A 23,455-nucleotide genomic window follows, 5' to 3' on the forward strand; every position below is an offset into this window, starting at 1 on the left:
ATGTAAACTATCATATTCCAATGTGAAAATAAATATTGCATGGAGATTATTCATATCGTTATGATAGTATGTATTCTATTGAAATTATGAAAAGGAGTTAAAACATGCCGTTTACATTCGCGCATCCAGCAGCTGTTCTTCCTTTTGCTAAAAAGCAGGCTAGTTATATTTCAGTAACGGCTCTTATATTAGGTAGTATGGCACCTGACTTTGAATATTTTTTACACTTTAGACCGTATGGTGTTATTGGCCATACATGGCTTGGGTTCTTATATTTCAATTTACCGCTCGTCTTGTTGTTAGCATACGGGTACCATTCCATCTTAAAAAAGCCTTTTATAACACATTTACCTAAACCATTTGCTGGCTACTATACATATGCAGTGGATGAGAGGTGGGGGGTTCGTACATGGAAGGATTTTTTTGTATTTATCTATTCTGCATTATTCGGTATGTTAACACATGTCGTTTGGGATGCATTTACTCATAGGACAGGTTATTTTGTTATGAAAATACCACTGTTGCAACGAGAATTACATAGTATTCCAGTTTATAATTATATGCAGCACGGGAGTACATGTTTTGGTTTCCTATTACTACTATACGTACTATGGAATTATGGAGATAAAACGGGTAAAGATAGTATTTTAGCTTCGGAAAAAAGGAAATATTGGGTTTCAGTAATTATTGCTTCAGCAATTATATTTATCGTGCATGCGTTCGTAGATCCCTATTTTCATATTTTCCAAATAGGAGGTATAATAGTATCTGGATTGACAAGTTTGTTTTGTGGACTTCTTATTGTTTCTATAGTTTACAAAGCAAGGGACTAATGTATATTAATGAATGATAGTGTTAGGAGAAATTAAATGATGAAAGCATGGAAAAGTATTTTTGTATTATGTAGTTTTCTTCTTATGTTAAGTGGTTGCTTCCATCAAGAAGAAAAGAAAGCTGAACCGAAGAAGAAAGAATCTATTCCGGAAACGAAAGAATATGGTGGACGTGAGCTGAACAAAGTAGGACAAAAAGTGAAAGAAACAGGATGGGGTACTTTCAAGTTAGAGCAGATGCATTCTGTGAATCAAACATTTGAAGTAGCGCCAATGAAAATTCATGTGCAAGATGTGAAAGTAATCTCTTTATCACAGATGAGTGAAGATGCAAAAAATACATTGAAAGCATATACGGCATTAACTCCTGAAGAAGTAAAGCGTAGATTAGGCGATAAAGTAAGTCAAGAAGATGCAGAATTATATGCATCGCTAAGTGGGACAGAGATTAGTGATACGATTCGTTACGTTGAGATTACATATAAAGTAGAAAATAGCGGAAATAAAAATATGCAATTTTTCTCTATGAATGATGTTACGATTAATGATAAACAACACTTTAAAGTAGCGACGCAAAACTTTTTATATGATGAAGATACGCTCGTTGGTACAAAAAATGTATCTAGAGAAGACTATAAGCCTGGTGAAACAAGAGATGGAATTATCGGTTTAATACTTGATGATGGAAAAGAAAAGGTAAAGGATATTAAGTTTACAACAGATGATTTAATTGCAGGAGATACAGAGACACAGGATGTTGTTAAAGAGGCACAAACTTTTAACATCTCACTTTCTGAGTAAGGTGTTTTTAAAAACATAAGTAAAAACAGTCAGCATTCAAAACATTATGCTGACTGTTTTTTCATTTCTTTTATGTATGAATCTACATTTTGAAAAGGTACCTTAATTTTAAATGCATCTTTTTGTTCGTTAAATTGCTTTTCATTATAGGGACCAAAACGCTTATTGTGCTTTACGTCAATAATCCAATAATGCTCACTTTTTTTATTTGCAATTGCCCCATCAGGATTATTCGGATCTGACTTTTCCTCAGTTTGTTTTGCAATAATGTATTTATCATCCCAACCAATGTCTGTAATTTTGGCAGGAATGTATTGTGTGGCATATACAGCATCTTGCGAGGGGAAAAGTTCAAATGCATTTCCAGAAGTACGTATGAGTTCGTATTCATCATTAATCGTATAAGTTAAGTGGCTTGTATTCCCAGCGCAACCAACTAATAGGAAGGCGAGGAATAGGATTATCCATTTTTTCAATATGGGAACCTCCTTTACAATGCTGTTGTAACACATTGTACAAGAAAAGTAAGAGAAACGCTAGTTTACAATGTTTTTTAGAAGTGGTACGATGAAACGGGTAAAAAAGGATATGAAGGAGTCGACATAAAATGAAGTTAAAGGTGCATCGCCCGGCGCTTGTAATGAATCGCATAGGTGCTTCCCTAATTGATATGTTTTTAATCTCGCTTATGTATGGTGCAGTAGTAGCTGTGATAACTGGAAACTATAGTGCTATTTTTAATCGTTTTAATATAAGTTTTGGAGACTATAGATATGATCTCACAGTAGTGTTCATATTAATGGCCCTATATTTTATATTGTTACCTTTTATTTGGAACGGTGTAACACTTGGTAAAAAAATAACGAGAACAAAATTAATTTCATTGACGAGTGAAAAGCTAACGTTACAAACATTAATAATACGGTTTTTTGCATTGTTATTACCGAACATATTGCTACTTGGAATTCCATTATTATGTAACATATACATGATGTTGTTCCGCAAAGATAATTGTGGTTTTCATGATTTAATTGCAAAGACAAAAGTGATCAGTCTTGTATAATACACAGTGACCTTTTTATTCTTAAATAAAAAGGTCTTTTTTTTATCCCGTTATTTGTGGGCGGTAAGACTTTCAACTTGAAATTCAATGAATGCGAGGAAGTTAGGAGGAAGGTAAAGGTTCATTTTCTTAATTTAAATAGATTGAAAATTAAGAAAATGATATAATTATTAAAAATAATATCTTATATATAATAAGGGGGAAGTTGAAATGACAGGAGGTAGCATAATCTTTTGGGGGATATTAATATTTATTGGTTTAGTGTTTGATCAGCGTAATAGTAAGAAAAAAGAAGGAGTGAAAAAGTAATCGATTCCAATGCACTTTATATTAATGACGTTTGGATAGAGATAAAACAATTAACGTCATCTTTTATGAAACAGCAAGAAGAAGTAGTGTTAAGTGATTTACCGATTTTCGGTATTATTAGCACGAAAGGACAATCATTTTATACAGTTGAAGCCCTAGTATAATAATGAAAACCGCCCTCAGTATAAATGTGGACGGTTTTTTTGTATGTTATATAGAAGAAAACAATTTTTTAACGAATACGTTGCTCGGTTTGACTATCAAAGAAATGCGCTTTATTCATATCAAATGCGAGTTTAATTTGATCACCAGGTGAAAATGTATGTCTTGCATCCACACGTGCTGCAAAATCTTGATCGCCTAGTTTCATATATAAAATAGATTCAGCACCTAACAATTCAGCAACTTCGATTTTTGTTGTGAAGGTAGTAGATTGTGAAGCTTCTAAAAATAATAGTTCATCATGAATGTCTTCAGGACGAATACCTAAAACAATTTCTTTATTTACATAGCCTTGCTCACGTAGCAGTTTCATTTTTCCTTCAGATACTTTGACTTTTATTGCGTTGTCTATAACGAAATCGGTTTCAGTTAATTTACCACGGAAGAAATTCATCGCTGGGGAGCCGATAAACCCACCAACGAAAATATTTTCAGGTGTTTCATATACTTCTTTTGGAGTTCCGATTTGTTGAATCTTTCCGTCTTTCATAACAACAAGACGAGAAGCCATTGTCATTGCTTCTGTTTGATCATGTGTTACATAAATTGTTGTTGTTCCAAGGCGGTGGTGTAACTTAGAAATTTCTGAGCGCATTGCAACGCGGAGTTTTGCGTCTAAGTTTGACAAAGGTTCATCCATTAAGAAAACTTTTGCATCTCGAACGATTGCTCTACCTAACGCAACACGTTGGCGTTGTCCACCTGATAAAGCTTTCGGTTTTCTATCTAAATATTGTTCAAGTCCTAAAATTCGCGCTGCATCTTTCACACGACGATCGATTTCATCTTTTGCTATCTTTCGAAGTTTTAATCCAAATGCCATATTATCATACACACTCATATGTGGATAAAGAGCATAGTTTTGGAAGACCATTGCGATATCACGATCTTTTGGAGGAACATCATTCATTAGCTTACCATCAATTGAAAATTCTCCTTTTGAAATATCTTCAAGTCCAGCTACCATTCGTAAAGTAGTAGATTTTCCGCATCCAGAAGGACCAACAAATACGATAAACTCTTTATCTTGAATGTGTAAATTAAAATCTGTTACAGCTGTTACGTTATTATCATATATTTTATAAATGTTTTCTAATTTCAGTTCTGCCATGGTATTTCCCCCTAGAAATAATTATGCAAACGTTTTCTTTGAGTTCATTATAAACTAATAGATTCAAAAAATAAATAAAAAAATAAAACGTTTTCATTTACTTAGAGGAATGCTAGTGATTTGTGTATGCTTTATTAGAAAAAGAAGGATAAAAATTGTAAGCGCTATTTTAAATTGAGAGAGAATCTGTTATCATTCATTAATGAAAACGTTTGCGCCTTGAAAAATAGAGAAAATCGAATTACTAATGAAATGGGGTAGCATAATGGAAAAACAATGGTGGAAAGAAAGTGTAGTATATCAAATTTATCCTCGTAGCTTTATGGATAGTAACGGTGATGGTATAGGTGATCTTCGTGGTATTATTTCAAAGCTAGATTACTTAAAAGAATTAGGGATTAATGTAATTTGGTTATCACCGGTTTATGAATCTCCAAATGATGATAACGGTTATGATATAAGTGATTATTGTAAAATAATGAATGAGTTCGGAACAATGGAAGATTGGGACGAGCTATTACATGAAATGCATGAACGTAATATGAAACTTATGATGGACTTAGTTGTTAATCACACTTCTGATGAACATAATTGGTTTATTGAATCACGTAAATCAAAAGATAATAAATATAGAGATTACTATATATGGCGCCCTGGAAAAGAAGGGAAAGAGCCGAATAACTGGGGAGCGGCCTTTAGTGGATCTGCATGGCAGTATGATGAAATGACAGATGAATATTATTTACATCTGTTTTCTAAAAAACAGCCAGATCTAAACTGGGATAATGAAAAGGTAAGAAAAGATGTTTATGAAATGATGAAGTTTTGGTTAGAAAAAGGAATTGATGGATTCCGTATGGATGTAATCAATTTTATTTCTAAAGAAGAAGGTTTACCAACTGTTGAAACGGATGAAGAGGGATATGTTTCAGGGCATAAGCATTTTATGAACGGCCCAAACATTCATAAATACTTACATGAAATGAATGAAGAAGTATTATCTCATTATGATATTATGACAGTTGGTGAGATGCCTGGTGTAACAACAGAAGAGGCTAAATTGTATACGGGAGAAGCTAGAAAAGAATTACAAATGGTATTCCAATTTGAACATATGGATTTAGATTCAGGAGAAGGTGGGAAATGGGATGTAAAACCATGTTCACTTCTTACTTTAAAAGAGAATTTAACAAAGTGGCAAAAAGCATTAGAACATACAGGATGGAATAGTCTGTATTGGAATAACCATGATCAGCCTCGCGTTGTATCTCGTTTCGGTAATGATGGAATGTATCGTACTGAATCTGCAAAAATGTTAGCAACAGTTCTTCATATGATGAAGGGAACACCGTATATTTATCAAGGGGAAGAAATCGGAATGACTAACGTTCGATTTGAAACAATTGATGAATATCGAGATATTGAAACTTTAAATATGTACAATGAAAAAGTGGTAGACCGTGGTGAAGATAAAGAAAAAGTAATGGAATCTATTTATATAAAAGGCCGAGATAATGCTAGAACTCCGATGCAGTGGGATGATAGAGAACATGCTGGATTTACAGCAGGTAAGCCATGGATTGCGGTAAATCCTAATTACAAAGAGATTAATGTGGAACGTGCAATCCAAGATGAAAACTCAATTTTTTATTACTATAAAAAATTAATTGAGCTACGTAAAAATAATGAAATTGTTGTGTATGGCTCATATGATTTAATACTCGAAAATAATCCTTCTATTTTTGCTTATATAAGAACATATGGAGAAGAAAAACTCCTTGTTATTGCAAACTTTACTGCGGATAAATGTGTATTTGAATTGCCTGAGGATATTAGTTACAGTGACTTAGAGTTGTTAATACACAATTATGACGTGGAAGTCGGATCGATAGATACCATTACATTACGTCCGTATGAAGCAATGGTATTTAAATTAAAATAAGAAAAAGCCTTATGCCTTGGCATAAGGTTTTTTCAATTACCACTTTAATATTGAGAATCCATATGGAGGAAGTGTGACTTGTAATACACTTGCTTCCGCTGAAAATTCTTCTTTTGTATATATATTGACTATTTTCTTCCCTGTAATATGAATAGGGAGTGAAGCAGTAATTTCATCGTTAGTAGGATTTAAAACGAAGAAGATAGTTTCATCTTCATGTGTTTTCGTGTAAGAAATATAATTATGTTCATCATTTGCTTCAATGAATTGGAAAGCACCATGTCCTCCAAATGCTTTATATTGTTTCCGCAATGAAAGTAATGTTTGTATATGTGTAAATAATGCATGATCTTGTTCTTTTGTATCCCAAATCATACATTTGCGGCAACCAGGGTCCATGCCACCATCCATACCGATTTCATCTCCGTAATAAATACAAGGAGAGCCGATGAAAGAAAGGTGGAATACATAGAGTAACTTTAACTTATTTTTATCCCCGTTACATGTTGTTAAAATTCTTGGTGTATCATGGCTGTCTAATAAATGAAATGCAGCTTCATTTACATTCATAGAATAGGAATGTAGAGATTCTGTAATTTGTTTCATGAATTCAGTTGCTGTAATGGAATCATTAGCAAAGTAAGAAAGTAGAGCGTTTGTAACAGGATAGCTCATAACAGCATCAAATTGATCTCCTTGTAGCCAAGGGAGTGCATCGTGCCAAATTTCACCTAAAATATATACGTCAGGATTTAATGACTTTATCTCACTTCGGAATTCTCTCCAAAAGCTGTGATCGACTTCATTTGCTACATCAAGGCGCCAACCGTCTATATTGAATTCTCTTACCCAATAACGCCCAACTTCAAGTAAATATTCTTTTACATCTGGGTGTGCTGTATTTAATTTAGGCATATACGGTGTAAATGCGAAAGTATCATAATTAGGAAGAGGCTCGGTTATAATCGGGAATTCGTGAATGTGGAACCACTCTTTGTATGCAGACTTCTCGCCATTTTCTAGTACGTCTTGGAATTTATCGAAAAAGTATCCACTATGATTAAATACGGCATCGAGCATTACTTTTATATCACGTTTATGACATTCTTCAATGAGTTCTTTAAACGTTTCTTTCGTTCCGAATTGTGGGTCAATTTCCATGTAGTCAATTGTGTCATATTTATGGTTTGAATGAGCTTTGAAAATAGGTGTGAAATATATTCCGGAAATTCCAAGCTTAACAAGGTAATCAAGGTTTTGAATAATACCAGAAAAATCCCCTCCAAAAAAATTAGTTGGAGTGGGCTCAGCACTTCCCCAAGGAAGGGTGTTTTCTGGATTTAGTCCGTGATCCCCATTAGCAAATCGTTCTGGGAAAATTTGATACCAAACAGTATCTTTAATCCAGCAAGGTGCTTTGAATACATTATCTGCATGAAGAAACGGAAAACAGAAAAAGTTACCAACATCATCATTTGGAATAGTAGAGAAGAATCCTCGCTCTGCATAAATAAGAGTTTCTAAATCTGTTTTTAATTCGAATCCATAACGTAAGCGCTTAAATTTTGGTTCGATTGAAATGGACCAATAATCAAATAGTGCAGTAGAACCCGTTTTTTTCATTGGTGCACTTGATGAAATCCATTTCCCGTCTTTCCATTCGTAAGGATCCCCGTAAATAAGAGAGGTACTGTGAACATCGTCTTTCTTAGTGCGCATGCGGATGTGAACTGTTTTTTCATCGTAAGCGTATGCATAATTATCTTTTGGCCTATGATAAATGGCTTCTTTAAGCATATAGAAAATCCCCCTTTAATATCTCTATACATAGTATTCCCTTAAGTGTAATAATAAAGCCTGTATTGCAAACGATTTCCTTTCCCATAGCTTTAATATTGCTTATAAGAGTAGTATTCATTTCATATAAAGTCAATGTATAAAGAGCCATAATGATATTTTTTAAAAAAATAATATTTGCAAAATGAATAAAAGAATGTATAATGATAGACAAATAGCGCAAACGTTTTCATAGATTTGGATATTGTTTGCGCTTCTATTAAACTATTGAATGCAAACGTTTTCAAAATTAAGGTACATAGACAATTTAGGGAGGTTTTTTGGGATGAAGAAAGCATTATCATTATTAACGATTTCAGCATTATCAATTGGTATGTTATCTGCATGTGGACCGAAAGATTCAGGGAAAAAAGAGGAAAGTAAAGCGAAGAAAGACTATGATCTTCTTGTTTGGGAAGATGAGAAAAAAGGCGTTGGTTTAGAGCCAGCAGTGAAAAGCTTTGAAAAGAAATATAATGTGAAAGTAAAAGTTGAAGAGGTTCAGATGACGAAACAAATAGAAAAACTTCGTCTCGACGGTCCAGCTGGTACAGGGCCAGATGTTGTAACATTGCCACATGATCATATTGGTAATGCGGTAACAGAAGGGCTACTTTCAGAGGTGAAAGTGGATGATACAGTAAAAAGTAAATTTACAGATTTATCAATAGAAGCACAAACATATAACGGAAAATTATATGGTTTACCAAAAGCAGTTGAAACACCAATCTTTATTTATAATAAAAAATTAATGCCAAAAGCACCAGAAACGATGGACGAGTTGTTTAATTTCTCAAAAGAATTTACGAAAGACGACAAGTACGGATTTTTAGCGCTTGGAGATAATTTCTACTTCGCTAATGCATTTATGGCAGGTATGGGTGGCTATGTATTTGGTGAGAAAGACGGAAAGCCAAATGCAAATGATATTGGATTAAATAATAGCGGTGCAGTACAAGGTGCTGAATATATTCAAAAATGGTACAAAGAAAAGTTATTCCCGAAAGGTATTATCGGTGAATCTGGTGGATCAGCTGCAGATGGATTATTTAATGAAGGAAAAGCAGCATCTATTATGAATGGTCCATGGGCATTCCAAGCGATGGAAAAGGCTGGAATTGATTACGGTGTTGCCCCGATGCCAAAATTACCAAATGGTCAACCGATGAAAACGTTCGTTGGTGTAAAAGGATGGCATGTAACAAGCTTCTCTAAACAAAATGATTTAGCTACAAAATTCACTGAGTGGGTTACAAATGAAGAAAATGCGAAAATTCGATTTGAGAAAACGAAAGAAATTCCTCCAGTAAAATCAGTAATGGAAGATCCAATGATTAAAGAAAATGAGGCTGCAAAAGCGGTTGCGGCTCAATCGGAAAATGGAATTCCAATGCCGAATATTCCAGAAATGCAGGAAGTTTGGAAACCAGCTGGGGATGCGCTTCAATTAGTTGTATCAAATAAAGAAGAGCCAAAAGCAGCACTTGATAATGCAGTGAAACAAATTAAAGGTAATATTGAAGCAAATCATAGTGAGAAAAAATAAGGTGAAATTCGTGCCTCTAAACATGAGAGGCACGAATTCTCTCCCTTCCAAGTAGGAAGGAAAAAGGGGGAAGGAACATGCAAACATCTATGGAACCAGCGAAAGAGTTAAACGGTTCAAAGCATAGGAAAATGGCGACCATGTTATCGATTATTCCAGGTATCGGTCAGCTATATAATAAACAATATGTAAAAGGTCTTATTTTTTTAGTATTAACAGGTTCATTTATTGTAGCATTTGCTGATTTGTTAAATATAGGATTATGGGGAATTGTAACGCTTGGTACAGAAGTTCCGCGTGACCATTCGGTCTTTCTATTAGTAGAAGGGATTTTGGCACTTATCGTCATAGTATTTGGACTAGGAATATATGCATTTAACTTATATGATGCATACCAAAATGGGAAGAAACGTGATATAGGAACACCACTAAACTCTGTAAAAGAGCAATATCGAAACTTATTAGATCAAGGTTTCCCATATTTAATGGTTTCACCAGGATTTCTATTACTTATTTTTGTTGTTGTATTTCCAATCATTTTTGTTATCTTAATTGGATTTACGAATTATGATTTATATCACTCGCCTCCAGCTAAATTAGTAGATTGGGTTGGCTTTAAAAACTTTATTGATATTTTCACATTACCAATGTGGAGAGATACATTTATAAGTGTATTTTCTTGGACTGTCATTTGGACGTTCGTTGCAACAACGTTACAAGTTTCCCTTGGTATTTTCTTAGCGATTATCGTAAATCAGCCCGGTATCAAAGGTAAAGCAATTATTCGAACAATCTTTATTCTACCGTGGGCTGTTCCGGCATTCGTATCTATTCTTGTATTTGCTGGTATGTTTAATGAAACTTTTGGAGCAATTAACAATCAAGTATTAGCTTTATTCGGAATTGAAAAAGTTGCTTGGATGACAGATCCGTTTTGGGCGAAGGTTGCTTTAATTATGATCCAAACGTGGCTTGGATTCCCATTCGTCTTTGCAATGACTACAGGTATATTGCAATCGATTCCAGGAGAATTATATGAAGCGGCTACAGTAGATGGAGCAACTGCTTGGCAACAGTTCCGCAAAATTACATTGCCACTTGTTTTATATGCAACAGCGCCAATATTAATTACGCAATATACATTTAACTTTAATAATTTTAGTATTATTTATCTATTTAATGCTGGGGGACCTGCCGTATCTGGACAAAATGCAGGTGGAACAGATATTTTAATTTCATGGATTTATAAGTTAACGATGACTTCGGCTCAGTACGGAAAAGCGGCAGCGCTTACGATGATTTTATCGTTAATCGTTATTACAGTCGCGTTATGGCAATTTAAGAGAACAAAATCATTCCAAGAAGAGGATATGATGTAAATGAATATTAAACGACAAAAGATGTTACGTCTTTCATTAAGTTATTTAGTTATCTTCATAATGTGTGCGATTATTTTCTATCCATTACTATGGATCATTGGCTCATCGTTTAATCCAGGAGATAGTTTGTCTGGTTCGAGTATTATTCCGAAAAATGCCACGTTAGATCATTATCGCAAGCTACTTGATCCCGATTCAAGTAATTACTTACTTTGGTATAAAAATACTTTAAAAGTTAGCGTAATGACGATGATTTTTTCTGTGTTAGCCATTAGCTTTACTGCTTATGCATTTTCGAGATATCGATTTGTTGGAAGGAAGAATGGTTTATTAACATTTTTAATTCTTCAAATGATCCCGAATTTTGCAGCGTTAATCGCGCTATATATATTAGCGCAGTTAACAGGATTAATTGATACACATCTTGCATTAATTTTAATTTATGTGGGCGGAGCAATTCCGATGAATACATGGCTTATGAAAGGGTATTTTGATACGATTCCGAAAGAGCTGGATGAATCAGCTCGAATGGATGGAGCGGGGCATTTTCGTATATTTTGGCAAATTATTATGCCGCTTGCAAAACCAATTGTAGCGGTTGTAGCGTTATTCACTTTCATTGGTCCATTTACAGATTTTATTTTAGCAAGTGTTATTTTACGCACACCAGAAAATTATACTTTAGCAGTTGGATTATATGAAATGGTAGCGAAAAAGTTTGGTAATGAATTTACAACATTTGCAGCTGGATCAGTATTAATTGCAATTCCGATTTCTATTTTATTCTTATCCCTGCAAAAATATTTTGTTTCTGGTTTAACAGCTGGAGGTACGAAAGGATGAAAATGGGACATTACGTCCCATTTCTCTTTTCATCTCCCTATAAAAAGTTGTAGGGAGATGAAAAGAGATTTGACATCACATGTGAAAAGAAGTGCAATAAATAGTATATTATAGTATAGGAAAAAAGAGCTATATCCCTTACAATACATGAAGAGGGAGAATATGATAAGTTTTGAAAGATAGAATAAATAAATGAAAGTATATGACTTCTCCTATTACTTGCAACAAGTGCAAGATAAAAATATATGAAATATGACAGAGAAGTGAAAGGAGGGGATTTTTATGACAGTTACAATTAAAGATGTGGCGAAGAAGGCGAACGTAGCACCATCGACGGTTTCCCGTGTAATTGCTGATAATCCAAGTATAAGTGAAAAAACAAAGCGCCGTGTTCGGAAAGTGATGAGTGAACTAGGGTATCATCCAAATTTAAATGCAAGAAATCTTGCGAACCAAACAACGAAAACACTTGGTCTTGTTATGCCGAGTTCTGCGAGTAAAGCTTTTCAAAATCCATTTTTCCCGGAAGTTATAAGAGGGATAAGTTCGTTTGCACACGTGGAAGGCTATGCGCTTTATATGTCGACAGGTGAGACGGAAGAAGAAATTTTTAATGGTGTTGTAAAGATGGTACAAGGGCGCCAAATTGGTGGTATTATTCTTTTATATTCAAGAGAGAACGACCGAATCATTCAATATTTGCATAAACAAAATTTCCCATTTGTTTTAATAGGAAAACCATATGATCGAAAAGATGAAATTACATATGTAGATAATGATAATTATACAGCTGCAAGAGAAGTAGCGGAATATTTGATTTCATTAGGCCATAAACAAATCGCGTTCATTGGTGGGGGCTCAGATTTACTTGTAACGAGAGAGCGTTTAGCTGGTATGAGTGACGCTTTAAAATTAGCAGATATTGTATTACCGAAAGAGTATATTTTACATTTTGATTTTTCAAGGGAAAGTGGTCAACAAGCCGTTGAGGAATTAATGGGACTGAAGCAACCGCCGACGGCAATTATGGCAACGGATGATTTAATTGGACTTGGTGTGTTAAGTGCTCTTTCTAAAAAAGGATTCGTTGTACCGAATGATGTTTCTATTGTAAGCTTTAATAATGCTTTATTATCAGAAATTGCGAGTCCTCCGCTTTCGACAGTTGATGTGAATATATATCAGCTAGGATATGAGGCAGCAAAAGCTTTAGTTGATAAAGTAGAGAATGCTGAGTCTACTGCAAAGTGTATCATTATTCCGCATAAATTACTGAAGCGTCAAACTTGCGAGCATTACGTATAAAAAAGCTAAGAGTTCAACTCTTAGCTTTTTTGTTTTAGAAAGGCTTCTAATCGATCGCAGCCTTCTTTTAAAGTTTCGATACTATACGCATAGGAAAGGCGAAGATACCCTTCACCATATTCAGAAAAGGCTGTCCCAGGAACGACCGCTAGCCCAGCCTCTTTTACAAGATCAAGTGCAAAATCAAATGATGAAGATGTTAAATGCCCAACGTATGGGAATAAGTAAAATGCACCTGTTGGTTTTTCAACTTTTAATCCCATTTGGGTGAGTCTATTATATACGTAATCACGGCGTTTTTTGTATTGGTAGCGCATCATCTTTGGTGCGTCTTTAGCAGCTGTTAATGCTTCGATTGCAGCATATTGAGCGATTGAAGTAGCGCACGTTACATTGTATTGATGAACTTTTAAAATATGTCCCGCTAAATAGCTTGGTGCGAATAATAGTCCGATACGCCAGCCAGTCATGGAATGAGATTTTGATAAACCGTTAATGACAATAGTTTTCTCACGCATTTCTGGGAAATGGGCAATAGATGTATGTTTTTCTTCATAAACAAGTTCACTGTAAATTTCATCAGAAAGAACGAAAATATTTTTATCTTTTAAAACATCTACAATATCTTTTAGTTCTTCTTTTGATAAAGTTACACCAGTTGGGTTTGAAGGATACGGTAAAACGACGCATCTAGTTTTTTCTGTAATAGCATTTTCTAGCGCCTCAGCTGTTAAACGAAATCCAGTTTCACGAACATCTATAAAGATAGGCGTTGCCCCGCATAATCGAATAATAGGTTCGTACCCTGGATAAATAGGAGCAGGTAAAATTACTTCTGTTCCTGGCTCCAAAATTGTTCGGAATGCAACATCAATTGCTTCGCTAGCACCGATTGTAACGATGGTTTCGTTTTCAGGTGAATAATGTAAATCGTAGTTATCTTTTACAAAATTACAAGCTGCCTTGCGTAATTCTAGTAAACCGGCGTTATGTGTATAGCTTGTATAATTTTCTGTAATGGCCCGTTTTGCCGCTTCTTTTACTAGAGAAGGTGTAGGGAAATCGGGTTGCCCAATTGTTAAAGAGATAAGATTATCATAGTTTTGAATCATATTAGAGAATTGGCGGATTCCAGAAATTTGGATGTCCTTCACTCTAGGATTAATGAATTGTTCCATTGTATCTCCCTTTCTTCCGTTTGAAAATTAAGTTCATTTTATCATATTTTCTATAATTGCGCTTTGTATATGAAATTTAGAAAGAGAGAGCAGAAAAAAAGCCGCTGTAAGCGACTTTTTAGTATCCGTATTCCCAATCTATTTCATCTTCGTTCCAAAGTACAGAGGATACTTTGCCAAGCTGAACAACTGATTCGTTCACAGCACATGTGCAATTTTCTTCTCCTGCTTTATGTTGTAACTCCTCATATACTGATTTTTCAACATTTTCTAGAACAACCAAATTTTCTTCTTTTAAAACAAGCGTAGTACCCGCCATATTTATCTTCCTCCTACTAAAGTAATGATCACTTATTTGTAAACATAGATAGTATGGATTATATGCTGTAGTTTGCTATAATTGTCCGTCTAGTGAAGTATTTTATATTTTCTTTGTAATCCGTATTCATTGTATACCGCACGAAGAAAATTTGGTACAGGGTTTACAATCATTTCGGAAATCTGTAACAATTATTATGGGTTGTTAACAAAAAATTAACAAAAATGTTAAGAAAAATCAAAATTTTAAAACAAAGGAACTTATAAAATGATATAATCATATCAAAATACATATAGGGGATGAGGGGCTATGGAGCTTGTCCGTGATTTATTGATCCAAATTGCCATCATAATTTTACCGCTATTTTTATATGAAGCGATTCGTTTAAATCGCTATCAAGAAATGCCTCCGAAGCCGAATCGCTACTTTATTATGTTTTTATCTAGCGTAACGCTCGTTCTCTCCATGACATACTCTATTTGTTTTGGAAATGCTTGCGGGTATAATTTTCACCCGATTCCAATTGTCAGTGGTTTTTTATATGGTGGGATTGTTGGTTTAATCCCAGCGGTTATTTTTGTTGCATATGAATGGGTACTAAAGGGAATAAGCTTTCTTCCAGTTGTAGAAGTACTATTTCTATTGATAGTTCCATTGTTTTTATCAAAGAAATGGTCTCTTTTTTCAAGGGATAAGAAGCTAATTTTAGCATTTATGATTTCAGCATTTTATGTGCTTGTTTCTTTACTATTAGGCATGATTAATGTTCTATTAGAAACAGGGTTTACACCGTATATTTCGCAAATATATAGCGGATATATATTCGCCTCACTGATTATGGTCATGACAACGGTATTTCAAGTGTATTTAACAGAATATTTAAACGAAAATGCATTGCTGCGTACAGAGATGCAAAAGTCAGAAAAGCTTAATATTGTCAGTGAATTAGCGGCAAGTGTTGCACATGAAGTTCGAAATCCGCTCACTGTTGTTCGTGGATTTATCCAATTGCTAGAAGGTACGGAAGATGTGAAGAATAAGGAGTATATGCGTCTCGTATTAGCTGAATTGGATCGGGCAGAACAAATTATTTCAGATTACTTGAATTTAGCAAGACCACAAATTGAGAAAAAAGAACACATTTGTTTATCCGCTCAATTAATAGAAATGACCACTCTTATGTCATCGTTTGCAGCGATGCAAGGTGTATATTTACAAGTTGAGATCTCTGAGAGCCTTTATACTATCGGTGATAAGACAAAATTGAAGCAAGCGATTATGAATGTTGTTAAAAATGGTATTGAAGCAATTCAAGGAAACAAAGGATATTTAAAAGTAACGGCTATTCAAAAAGATGAAACAATTGTAATAAGAGTTAAAGATAGTGGTGTTGGTATGACGAAAGAACAGTTAGCAAGGCTTGGGCAACCGTATTATTCTTTAAAAGAAAAAGGGACAGGATTAGGGCTTATGGTAACATTTAGTATTTTACAAGCGCATAATGGTACACTGGAATATAAAAGTGAAAGTGGAAAAGGCACTGAAGCGATTATTATATTACCAGCTGTAAGAAATAAGGAATAAAAGTTACCGGTTGAAGGTAACTTTTTATTTTATATTGTTTATTCATTTGTTCTTTCGTGTTTTGTTCGACTAAATAAACTTTTAAATGAATGAAAGAAGCCTTGTTCTTTTGAGGCGGCGACTAATCTTTTTGTTTCTTGAATTTCACGGATAACTTGCATAAGTTGTGTATCACGATTGCTGTCTCTATTATAAATTTGATTTACGAGTTTATTCATTTTCTCTTCTTGCTTGGATTCTCGTTTATACATATGATTCATTAATAAGTCCATCTTTTCTTTTTGTAGTGCATCTGTTTGAGCTGCATGATCAACTAACTCTTGTAGCATTTTTTCTTGTGATCCTTCTTTTACATACACTTGTTGCATCAATTCATCTAACTTTTCATCTTTTAAACGATTTTGTGTAATTAGGGTAGAATTTTGATGAATAATTGCTTCATTTAGTTGAGCGAGCATTTCAAGTTTTAACATGAACTCCTCAAAGTTCCGTCCATCTTCTTTTTCTTTTGGTTGTATTTCTTGCTTATCTTGAATAATTGGTACAGGAGGGGTCTCTTTTTCTTTTAAAATAATAGGTATCGTTTCTGAAATATCTTCTTGTAATGTAGCAGCTCTTTCATGTATAGATTTCAATAGCTTTAAATCATCCAATTTATAAATACGAGCATCAGCAGTTTTTGAAATGATATAACCGTGTTCCTCTAATAGTTGGCTATATTTTCGAACTATATGTTTTGGGATGCCTGTTTTATTTGTAACATCTTTCGTTTTATAAATAGCTTCCATGAGATTTCCTCCCCAAAAAGTATCGTATATATCATTTCAATCTTTTATGAGGACTTCCTTTGAAAAAGAATGTCGGAAGGTTATTAGTTTTCTACAGCATTAGAGAAATGATGAGGAAAAATGAGTGTTTTTGGCGAAATAGCAAGGCTACGCTACAATAATGTCTGAAAACATATACAGGAGAAGTTTGTTATAATAACTGAGGAAAAGAAACTGGTAGGAACATGGAGGTATACATGAAGCAATTAAAGGGTATTATCATTTCAATTATTGCAATTCTTTCTATTTTAGTAGCGGTCTATGAAGTACTTGTGCCAGAGGAAACAAGTATAAAAAAAACGAATACGTATGATCAAGTACTAGAATTTCCGAAAGAACGTTATCCCGAAACAGGGAAACATATTACGAATGCTATAAAAGAAGGGCATTCAGAAGTTTGTACAATTGACCGTGGTGGTGCTGCGGATAGAAGAAAACTGTCGTTAGCGCCATACCCATCAAAAAAAGGGTATGATCGCGATGAATGGCCAATGGCGATGTGTAAAGAGGGCGGCAAAGGAGCACATATTGAATACATAAGTCCAGCAGATAACCGAGGAGCAGGTTCTTGGGTAGGGAATAAGTTAGATAAATACCCAGATGGTACGCGTGTGAAATTTGAAGTGAAATAGTAGTTGCACATTTCATAATGAAGGAGAAGGGAACGATGGAGTTAACAATTTCTTATTCACAATTAATGTTGATGAACTATGACGGTGAACAGCCTTACGTAGACTGGACAGATGAAGATTTTGAAAGAGGTTATGCTAAGGCGGATGGAACTGTTATTTTTGAAGCGCTCTCTGACTATACTTGTGAAGTAAAAGTGACTTGTGGGAAACATATTGAGAAAAAAGAAGCGATTAGAACGGTTACGGTTCCTTTTGTAGTTGAAAATGAATGTATCGTTGTAACGAGTATTCTTTCAAATAAATTTCAAATCACTATTCCAAATGGTGAATATACAGTTGTATTACAGGCAATTCCTCTTGAAGAGCCAACGGATGATGAATTATATAAAATACAATATGAATTCTTTTTTGAAAGTAAAGAATAAAAAAATGGGCTATCCTGAGAAAAGGATAACCCATTTTTTTTATGCGTTTGTTTTTAACAGGGAACGAGCATCTTTTGCTGCTTGCACCATGTGTTCTAAAGCTGGAATCACTTCTTCGGTTCTTCTTGTTTTTAAACCGCAGTCAGGATTAATCCAGAAATATTTAGGATCACATACTTGTAAAGATTGTTCTACGATTTTAAACATTTCTTCTTTACTCGGTACACGTGGGCTATGAATATCATATACACCTAGACCGATACCTTTTTCATATGTTGTATGTTTTAGTGTATCGATAAATTCTCCGTGACTTCTTGATGTTTCAATAGAAATCACATCTGCATCTAATGCACGAATCGCATCAACAATATCTTCGAAGTTACTATAACACATATGCGTATGAATTTGTGTTTCATTTGCTACAGAAGAAGTTGCTAAAAGGAAGGATTGTACTGCCCATGTAATATAAGCGTCCCAATCTTTTTCTTTTAGTGGCATTCCTTCACGAAGCGCTGGCTCATCGACTTGGATTACTCTAATTCCAGAAGATTCAAGTAATTCGATTTCATGACGAAGAGCTAATGCAATTTGATATGAAACTTCTTTTCTTGAAATATCATTTCGAACGAAGGACCAATTTAAAATAGTAACAGGTCCTGTTAACATTCCTTTTACAACTTTATCTGTTAGACTTTGTGCATAAACAGTTTCTTTAATAGTCATTCCGTTAATAAAGGCTACATCACCATAAATAACAGGTGGTTTCACACAGCGGGAACCGTATGATTGTACCCAACCGTTTTTAGTGAAGGAGAAACCAGCAAGGCGCTCGCCAAAATATTCGACCATGTCCGTTCTTTCAAATTCACCATGTACAAGAACATCAAGACCAATTTCTTCTTGGTAACGAATCCATTTTTCTGTCTCTTTTTCAATAAATTTCTCGTATTGTTCATTTGAAAGAATGCCGTTACGCCATTCTTTTCGCGTTTGACGAACTTCAGTTGTTTGTGGGAAGCTACCGATAGTTGTTGTTGGTAATAATGGTAACTGCAAAGCAACTTGTTGTAATTCGTATCGTTTTTCAAATGGAAGAGGACGTGAAAAATCTTCTTCTTTTAGTGCAGTTCGTGCTGCTTTTACATCGTCGCGGTTACGTGCAGCAGATGAACGAATTGTATGATGTACAGTGCGATATGTTTCCAGCTCTTTACTAATGCTGTCTGTACCTTGAGTCAGAGCAGAATGAATAAGAACTAATTCTTCTAATTTTTGGTTTGCAAATGCTAGTGCATCAAATAGCTCAGTCGATAAGTGGATTTCTTCGGTTTTATCGATTGGTGAATGCAACAAGCTACAAGAAGGCTGAACGATGAAATCTTTTGTTTGAACTTGATTTTGTAACGCTGTAAATAACGTAAGAACTTCATCAAGATCAGCTCTCCAAATGTTACGGCCATCTATACAACCAACTGCTAAAGTTTTATCAGCTGGGAATCCATATTTTGAAATAGCATTTAGGTTACCTTCTTTACCGTGAACGAAATCTAATCCAATACCAGATACAGGGAATGTAATAAGTTCTTCATAGTTTTCTTCGACACTATCAAAATATGTTTGTAAAAGAAGATTCGCGGTTGGAATTTCTTTATGAATGGCTTCATAAAGTTCTTTTGCCTGTTGAATTTCTTCTTTTGTTAAAGAAGCGAAAATGGGTTCATCAACTTGAATGATTTGTGCACCAGCTGCATGTAGTTCTGAAAGAAGTTGTACGTAAGGTGCAACTAATTGTTTTAAAATAGTAGCAAATTGATCTTGTTTATATCCTTTTGCTAATTTTAAGAAAGTATATGGGCCTAAAATAACAGGCTTTCCATCTACACCTAATTCTTGTTTTGCTTCTTCATATAAGCGAAGTGGGCGATTGTCTTTTAAAGAGATTTGTAATCCCTCTTCATACTCTGGAACTATATAATGATAATTTGTGTTAAACCATTTTGTCATTTCAGATGCAACGTGATCTTTAGAGCCACGTGCCATTGCAAAATATACATCAAGATAAGATGTAAACTCTGAAAAACGTGATGGGATAAATCCTAACATATAAGCAGTATCCAGAACGTGATCATAATATGTAAAATCGCCAATTGGAATGAGCTCAATCCCTTTTTCTTGCTGTACTTTTATGTGTTGAAGGCGAATTTCTTTCATTGTTGTTAAAAATTGTTCTTCATTGATTTTATTGGACCAAAAAGCTTCCAATGTTTTTTTCCACTCTCGTTGTAGCCCAATACGTGGATAACCTAAGTTACTTGTTTGAATTGCCATTTTAAATTCCTCCCTAATTGAAAGTAAGCATTTCCGTTTACTAGGAAATACTTATAACAAAAAGCACAAAGGCATAGAAAATAAGCCTTCCTTTTTGTTTTAACACCTCATCATCATCCGTGAATCTATCAGTGTTGTTAAAATAGGCAGGTCTCCTGACTTATGCTTCATATAATTTCTTTCACCTTCCCGTTTTCACAGTGGCACCAAAAAGAAATCTCGGCATTTACAGTGGCGGGACCGTGTTGGAGTTTCACCAATCTTCCCTTTTAAACACGAAACGAAATGTTCGTGTACCTATTTTCCTTTTGAAAGGAATTTAACAAGCGATATGATATTGAAACAAATTCTAACACAATTTTTAGAATTTTGTCTACTGTTTTGAAATAAGAAAATTCTAAAGTTTTCATTTCTTATTATTTGTATTTTCTGACTTTTAAAAAGTGAAGAGAGAGTTGCAAAATTGAAATAAAGTGAGGATTAATCCTATAAAGAAGAGGGATATCTTCTTTATAGGATTAATTTTTATCTATATCAATTTCTGAAAGGCGTCCTGCAACCGCATCTGTAAGGAGAGTGTTTAACCATTTCAATTCAACGGTAATATGTTCAATAACGCTTTGTAAAATATATAGTTGCGCGCGCGGGATTTGTCCTTTGCTACAATCGTATATAGCTTGCATTTTATGTAAATATTGAACGGTATCATTTTTCTTTTTTTCTAAGATAGGAACTAACTCTTGATCATTACCAAAATGGGCGAAAGAGAGTGCTGAATAGATTGGTTTATATATTTGGTTTTTTGCTTCGAATTGTTTTAATAGTAACTTGTGAAATAACTGTTTACCTTCTTCTGTTATATGAAAGATTGTTTTATCTGGTCTATTCGTATCTCGAACAATAGTTGTAATACGAATTGCACCTTGCTTTTCTAATTGCTCGAAGGCGTAGTAAAGTGATCCTTTTGCATATTTAATATAACAATCCATTTGTCTCTCTTTCATTATGTGTTGCACTTCATATGGATGTTTATCTCCCTCGAGTAGCAAGCCGAGAATGACTAATTTCATGCTCATGCTGTCTCAACTCCTATACATAAAAACTTTATCATGATTGGTGAAGACTAATAGTCAGTGTGAATGGATAAAACCCACTGATTAAAGTTTCACTTTCTACATATTATAAACGGCATATCCTTTTTCATAAAGGGATATGCCGTTTCTTTTTCCTATACTAACTTACTTGCTTTTGTTTTTGTTTCGTTTTTGGCCCTGTAAAGAGGCGTTCATTTCCCATAAGTAAAATGCAAATAATACTTAACGCAGCCGGGATAAGTGCCCAGAAGAATGTACTGGCAATAGATGTAGCGAGAGCGTCTTTAATACCAGTTAATATTTCAGCTGGTATTTTCTCGGTAGCACCTGGTGATAATAAGAAACTTGTGTCTCCGCCTTTTGGAGCCAATTTTGCTAGTTCGGGAGGGAACACAGTGTTTAGTTTATCCGTAAAGATATGATTTTGAATTGTACCGAAAATCGTTACACCGAGCGTCATACCGAGTGAGCGGAAGAATGAATTTGTTGATGTAGCAGAACCACGGTCTCTCATTTCTAATTTGTGAATAGAAGACATACTTAAAACTGAGAATGAGAAACCAACCCCAAGTCCAGCGAGAATCATAAATAGCGTTACAAGTAGACGTGGTGTGTCCATTGTTAAAGTGCTTAGTAAATAAATACCAAGAACGAAGAAAACACCAGATACCATCATAATGTTACGATAGCTTGTTCGTGAAGCTAACTGTCCGCCTGTTTGACTTCCAATTACAGAGCCGACCATCATAGGTGTTAAAATTAATCCAGCATTTGAGGCTGAACCGCCGAGAACACCTTGAACGAATATAGGAATATACACTGTACAGATGATAAAAGCGGCACCATAGAAAAAGGCAACTCCTTGGCTAGCGGCGAATAAAGGTTTTTTAAATAGATGGAAAGAAATGATAGGCTCAGTTGCTTTTCGTTCTACGAAGAAGAAAATAATGAGCATAATAACAACAGTTGCAAATAAACCGATAATTACAGTGGAATCCCATGCATATTTTTTGCCACCAAGTTCTAATGCAAACATTAGGCAAACGATACTAACGACAAGTGTAATAGCACCAGCCCAATCAATTTTTTGTTTTCTAAATTCTAGAGATTCGCTGTAGTATTTAGTGATGAAGAAGAAGGAGATAAGCCCTAATGGAATATTAATATAGAAGACCCAGTGCCAACTTATATAATCTGTAATATAAGCACCTAATAAAGGTCCGAATACACTAGATGTTCCGAAAACAGCACCAAATAGTCCAGTCATTTTTCCGCGTTTTTCAGGCGGGAATATATCATACATAATTGTAAATGCGATAGGCATAAGAGCGCCGCCACCAATTCCTTGAATGGCTCTATATATACTTAGTTGCTCAATACTTGAAGCTGTCCCGCAAAGTGCAGAACCGAATAAGAAAAGAATGAGTCCACCAATATAAAAGCGTTTCCTTCCGTACATATCAGAAAGTTTTCCGAAAATAGGCATCCCTGCCATTGTTGCTACCATATATGCCGATGTGACCCAAACAAACTTGTCAAATCCTCCTAAGTCTCCGACAATCGTTGCCATTGCGGTTGCAACGATTGTATTATCCATTGCAGCCATTAAAATACCAAGTAGTAAACCAGCAACAACAAATTTTGTATTGTTGGAGTCTGTTTTTGATAGTTGAGTTTCCAAATATTTCCCTCCTTTAATGATAAGTAAACTACATTAAGTTTTGAATGTAGCACATAAAAATCTAAAGCATAGTTTTATAAGTACACTGACATGCCATAAAGAATATTATAGTCAAATTTGACTAAAAGGCAAACTTTTTCTTTCGCCAAAATTTCCTTTTGTATGGAAAGAAAAAGAGTGAGCAATACTTAATATTG

Annotated in this window: 21 protein-coding genes, 1 pseudogene and 1 riboswitch; of the genes and pseudogenes, 13 read left to right on the top strand and 9 right to left on the bottom strand. The window is 34.6% G+C overall.

Features of this window, described 5'->3' with window-relative positions:
* The first annotated feature begins 104 nt into the window (after window positions 1-104).
* Window positions 105-833, top strand: a complete 729-nt coding sequence (locus COC96_RS17810; RefSeq protein ID WP_098769116.1) for a DUF4184 family protein — start codon at window positions 105-107, stop codon at window positions 831-833.
* Window positions 834-869: 36 nt separating this feature from the next.
* Window positions 870-1,634, top strand: coding sequence for a hypothetical protein (locus tag COC96_RS17815; RefSeq protein WP_088230257.1), 765 nt, complete (start codon window positions 870-872; stop codon window positions 1,632-1,634).
* Window positions 1,635-1,678: 44 nt separating this feature from the next.
* On the opposite strand, the gene COC96_RS17820 is transcribed toward COC96_RS17815, so the two are convergent.
* Complete coding sequence (locus COC96_RS17820) at window positions 1,679-2,110, bottom strand: DUF3997 domain-containing protein (RefSeq protein ID WP_098267951.1); 432 nt, start codon at window positions 2,108-2,110, stop codon at window positions 1,679-1,681.
* A gap of 131 nt (window positions 2,111-2,241) precedes the next feature.
* On the opposite strand from COC96_RS17820, the gene COC96_RS17825 reads away from it, so the two are divergent.
* The 3 genes and pseudogenes from COC96_RS17825 to COC96_RS17835 all read left to right on the top strand — a co-directional run.
* Entirely contained in the window at window positions 2,242-2,697 is a 456-nt protein-coding gene (locus tag COC96_RS17825) for an RDD family protein (RefSeq protein WP_088230255.1), read from the top strand.
* A gap of 210 nt (window positions 2,698-2,907) precedes the next feature.
* On the top strand, window positions 2,908-3,006 hold the full coding sequence (locus COC96_RS17830) for a flagellar motor protein (protein WP_097904514.1): 99 nt from the start codon (window positions 2,908-2,910) through the stop codon (window positions 3,004-3,006).
* Between the two features lie 2 nt (window positions 3,007-3,008).
* Window positions 3,009-3,170, top strand: a pseudogene (locus COC96_RS17835) (SDR family NAD(P)-dependent oxidoreductase); the annotation flags it as partial.
* A gap of 68 nt (window positions 3,171-3,238) precedes the next feature.
* On the opposite strand, the gene COC96_RS17840 reads toward COC96_RS17835, so the two are convergent.
* Window positions 3,239-4,339, bottom strand: coding sequence for an ABC transporter ATP-binding protein (locus tag COC96_RS17840; protein WP_098267950.1), 1,101 nt, complete (start codon window positions 4,337-4,339; stop codon window positions 3,239-3,241).
* A 265-nt stretch (window positions 4,340-4,604) separates the two neighbouring features.
* On the opposite strand from COC96_RS17840, the gene malL reads away from it, so the two are divergent.
* Window positions 4,605-6,281 (top strand): oligo-1,6-glucosidase, encoded by a 1,677-nt coding sequence (malL, locus tag COC96_RS17845; RefSeq protein WP_098267949.1) that lies wholly within the window; start codon window positions 4,605-4,607, stop codon window positions 6,279-6,281.
* Between the two features lie 36 nt (window positions 6,282-6,317).
* Here the strand turns inward: malL and COC96_RS17850 are convergent, their stop codons facing one another.
* The gene (locus COC96_RS17850; RefSeq protein WP_098769117.1) at window positions 6,318-8,078 is read right to left on the bottom strand and encodes an alpha-glycosidase; all 1,761 of its coding nucleotides are present in this window, start codon (window positions 8,076-8,078) and stop codon (window positions 6,318-6,320) included.
* 325 nt (window positions 8,079-8,403) lie between these two features.
* Here COC96_RS17850 and COC96_RS17855 point away from each other — a divergent pair, with 325 nt between their 5' ends.
* The 4 genes from COC96_RS17855 to malR all read left to right on the top strand — a co-directional run bounded on the left by COC96_RS17855 (window position 8,404) and on the right by malR (window position 13,190).
* Complete coding sequence (locus COC96_RS17855) at window positions 8,404-9,663, top strand: extracellular solute-binding protein (protein WP_098769118.1); 1,260 nt, start codon at window positions 8,404-8,406, stop codon at window positions 9,661-9,663.
* 77 nt (window positions 9,664-9,740) lie between these two features.
* Window positions 9,741-11,042, top strand: coding sequence for a maltosaccharide ABC transporter permease MalC (gene malC / locus COC96_RS17860; RefSeq protein ID WP_098267945.1), 1,302 nt, complete (start codon window positions 9,741-9,743; stop codon window positions 11,040-11,042).
* Window positions 11,043-11,885, top strand: coding sequence for a maltosaccharide ABC transporter permease MalD (gene malD, locus COC96_RS17865; RefSeq protein ID WP_098267944.1), 843 nt, complete (start codon window positions 11,043-11,045; stop codon window positions 11,883-11,885).
* Window positions 11,886-12,167: 282 nt separating this feature from the next.
* Complete coding sequence (gene malR, locus COC96_RS17870) at window positions 12,168-13,190, top strand: maltose operon transcriptional repressor MalR (RefSeq protein ID WP_098267943.1); 1,023 nt, start codon at window positions 12,168-12,170, stop codon at window positions 13,188-13,190.
* A 20-nt stretch (window positions 13,191-13,210) separates the two neighbouring features.
* Here malR and COC96_RS17875 read toward each other — a convergent pair whose 3' ends face one another.
* Together COC96_RS17875 and COC96_RS17880 are read right to left on the bottom strand one after the other, a co-directional pair.
* Window positions 13,211-14,368 carry an aminotransferase A gene (locus tag COC96_RS17875; RefSeq protein ID WP_098769119.1) on the bottom strand — a complete coding sequence of 386 codons (1,158 nt, stop codon included), beginning with the start codon at window positions 14,366-14,368 and terminating at the stop codon, window positions 13,211-13,213.
* Window positions 14,369-14,486: 118 nt separating this feature from the next.
* Window positions 14,487-14,687, bottom strand: coding sequence for a hypothetical protein (locus COC96_RS17880; protein ID WP_098267941.1), 201 nt, complete (start codon window positions 14,685-14,687; stop codon window positions 14,487-14,489).
* 309 nt (window positions 14,688-14,996) lie between these two features.
* Here COC96_RS17880 and kinB point away from each other — a divergent pair, with 309 nt between their 5' ends.
* Complete coding sequence (gene kinB, locus COC96_RS17885) at window positions 14,997-16,271, top strand: sporulation sensor histidine kinase KinB (protein ID WP_098267940.1); 1,275 nt, start codon at window positions 14,997-14,999, stop codon at window positions 16,269-16,271.
* 38 nt (window positions 16,272-16,309) lie between these two features.
* Here kinB and COC96_RS17890 read toward each other — a convergent pair whose 3' ends face one another.
* Window positions 16,310-17,059, bottom strand: a complete 750-nt coding sequence (locus COC96_RS17890) for a DUF3967 domain-containing protein (RefSeq protein WP_097904502.1) — start codon at window positions 17,057-17,059, stop codon at window positions 16,310-16,312.
* A 236-nt stretch (window positions 17,060-17,295) separates the two neighbouring features.
* On the opposite strand from COC96_RS17890, the gene nucA reads away from it, so the two are divergent.
* Both nucA and COC96_RS17905 read left to right on the top strand, forming a co-directional pair.
* Entirely contained in the window at window positions 17,296-17,730 is a 435-nt protein-coding gene (nucA, locus tag COC96_RS17900; protein ID WP_097904500.1) for a DNA-entry nuclease, read from the top strand.
* A 35-nt stretch (window positions 17,731-17,765) separates the two neighbouring features.
* Complete coding sequence (locus tag COC96_RS17905; protein ID WP_098267938.1) at window positions 17,766-18,155, top strand: competence protein ComJ; 390 nt, start codon at window positions 17,766-17,768, stop codon at window positions 18,153-18,155.
* Between the two features lie 39 nt (window positions 18,156-18,194).
* Here COC96_RS17905 and metE read toward each other — a convergent pair whose 3' ends face one another.
* The 3 genes from metE to COC96_RS17920 form a co-directional block, all read right to left on the bottom strand.
* Window positions 18,195-20,483, bottom strand: a complete 2,289-nt coding sequence (gene metE, locus COC96_RS17910; protein ID WP_097904498.1) for a 5-methyltetrahydropteroyltriglutamate--homocysteine S-methyltransferase — start codon at window positions 20,481-20,483, stop codon at window positions 18,195-18,197.
* A 128-nt stretch (window positions 20,484-20,611) separates the two neighbouring features.
* A riboswitch (cobalamin riboswitch) is annotated at window positions 20,612-20,799 on the bottom strand.
* Window positions 20,800-21,001: 202 nt separating this feature from the next.
* On the bottom strand, window positions 21,002-21,559 hold the full coding sequence (locus tag COC96_RS17915; protein ID WP_098267937.1) for a PadR family transcriptional regulator: 558 nt from the start codon (window positions 21,557-21,559) through the stop codon (window positions 21,002-21,004).
* 157 nt (window positions 21,560-21,716) lie between these two features.
* Window positions 21,717-23,258, bottom strand: a complete 1,542-nt coding sequence (locus COC96_RS17920; protein ID WP_097904496.1) for an MDR family MFS transporter — start codon at window positions 23,256-23,258, stop codon at window positions 21,717-21,719.
* Window positions 23,259-23,455: the final 197 nt, after the last annotated feature.

This window comes from Bacillus cereus, from assembly GCF_002577405.1.
In the GTDB taxonomy this organism is placed as follows: domain Bacteria; phylum Bacillota; class Bacilli; order Bacillales; family Bacillaceae_G; genus Bacillus_A; species Bacillus_A cereus_AU.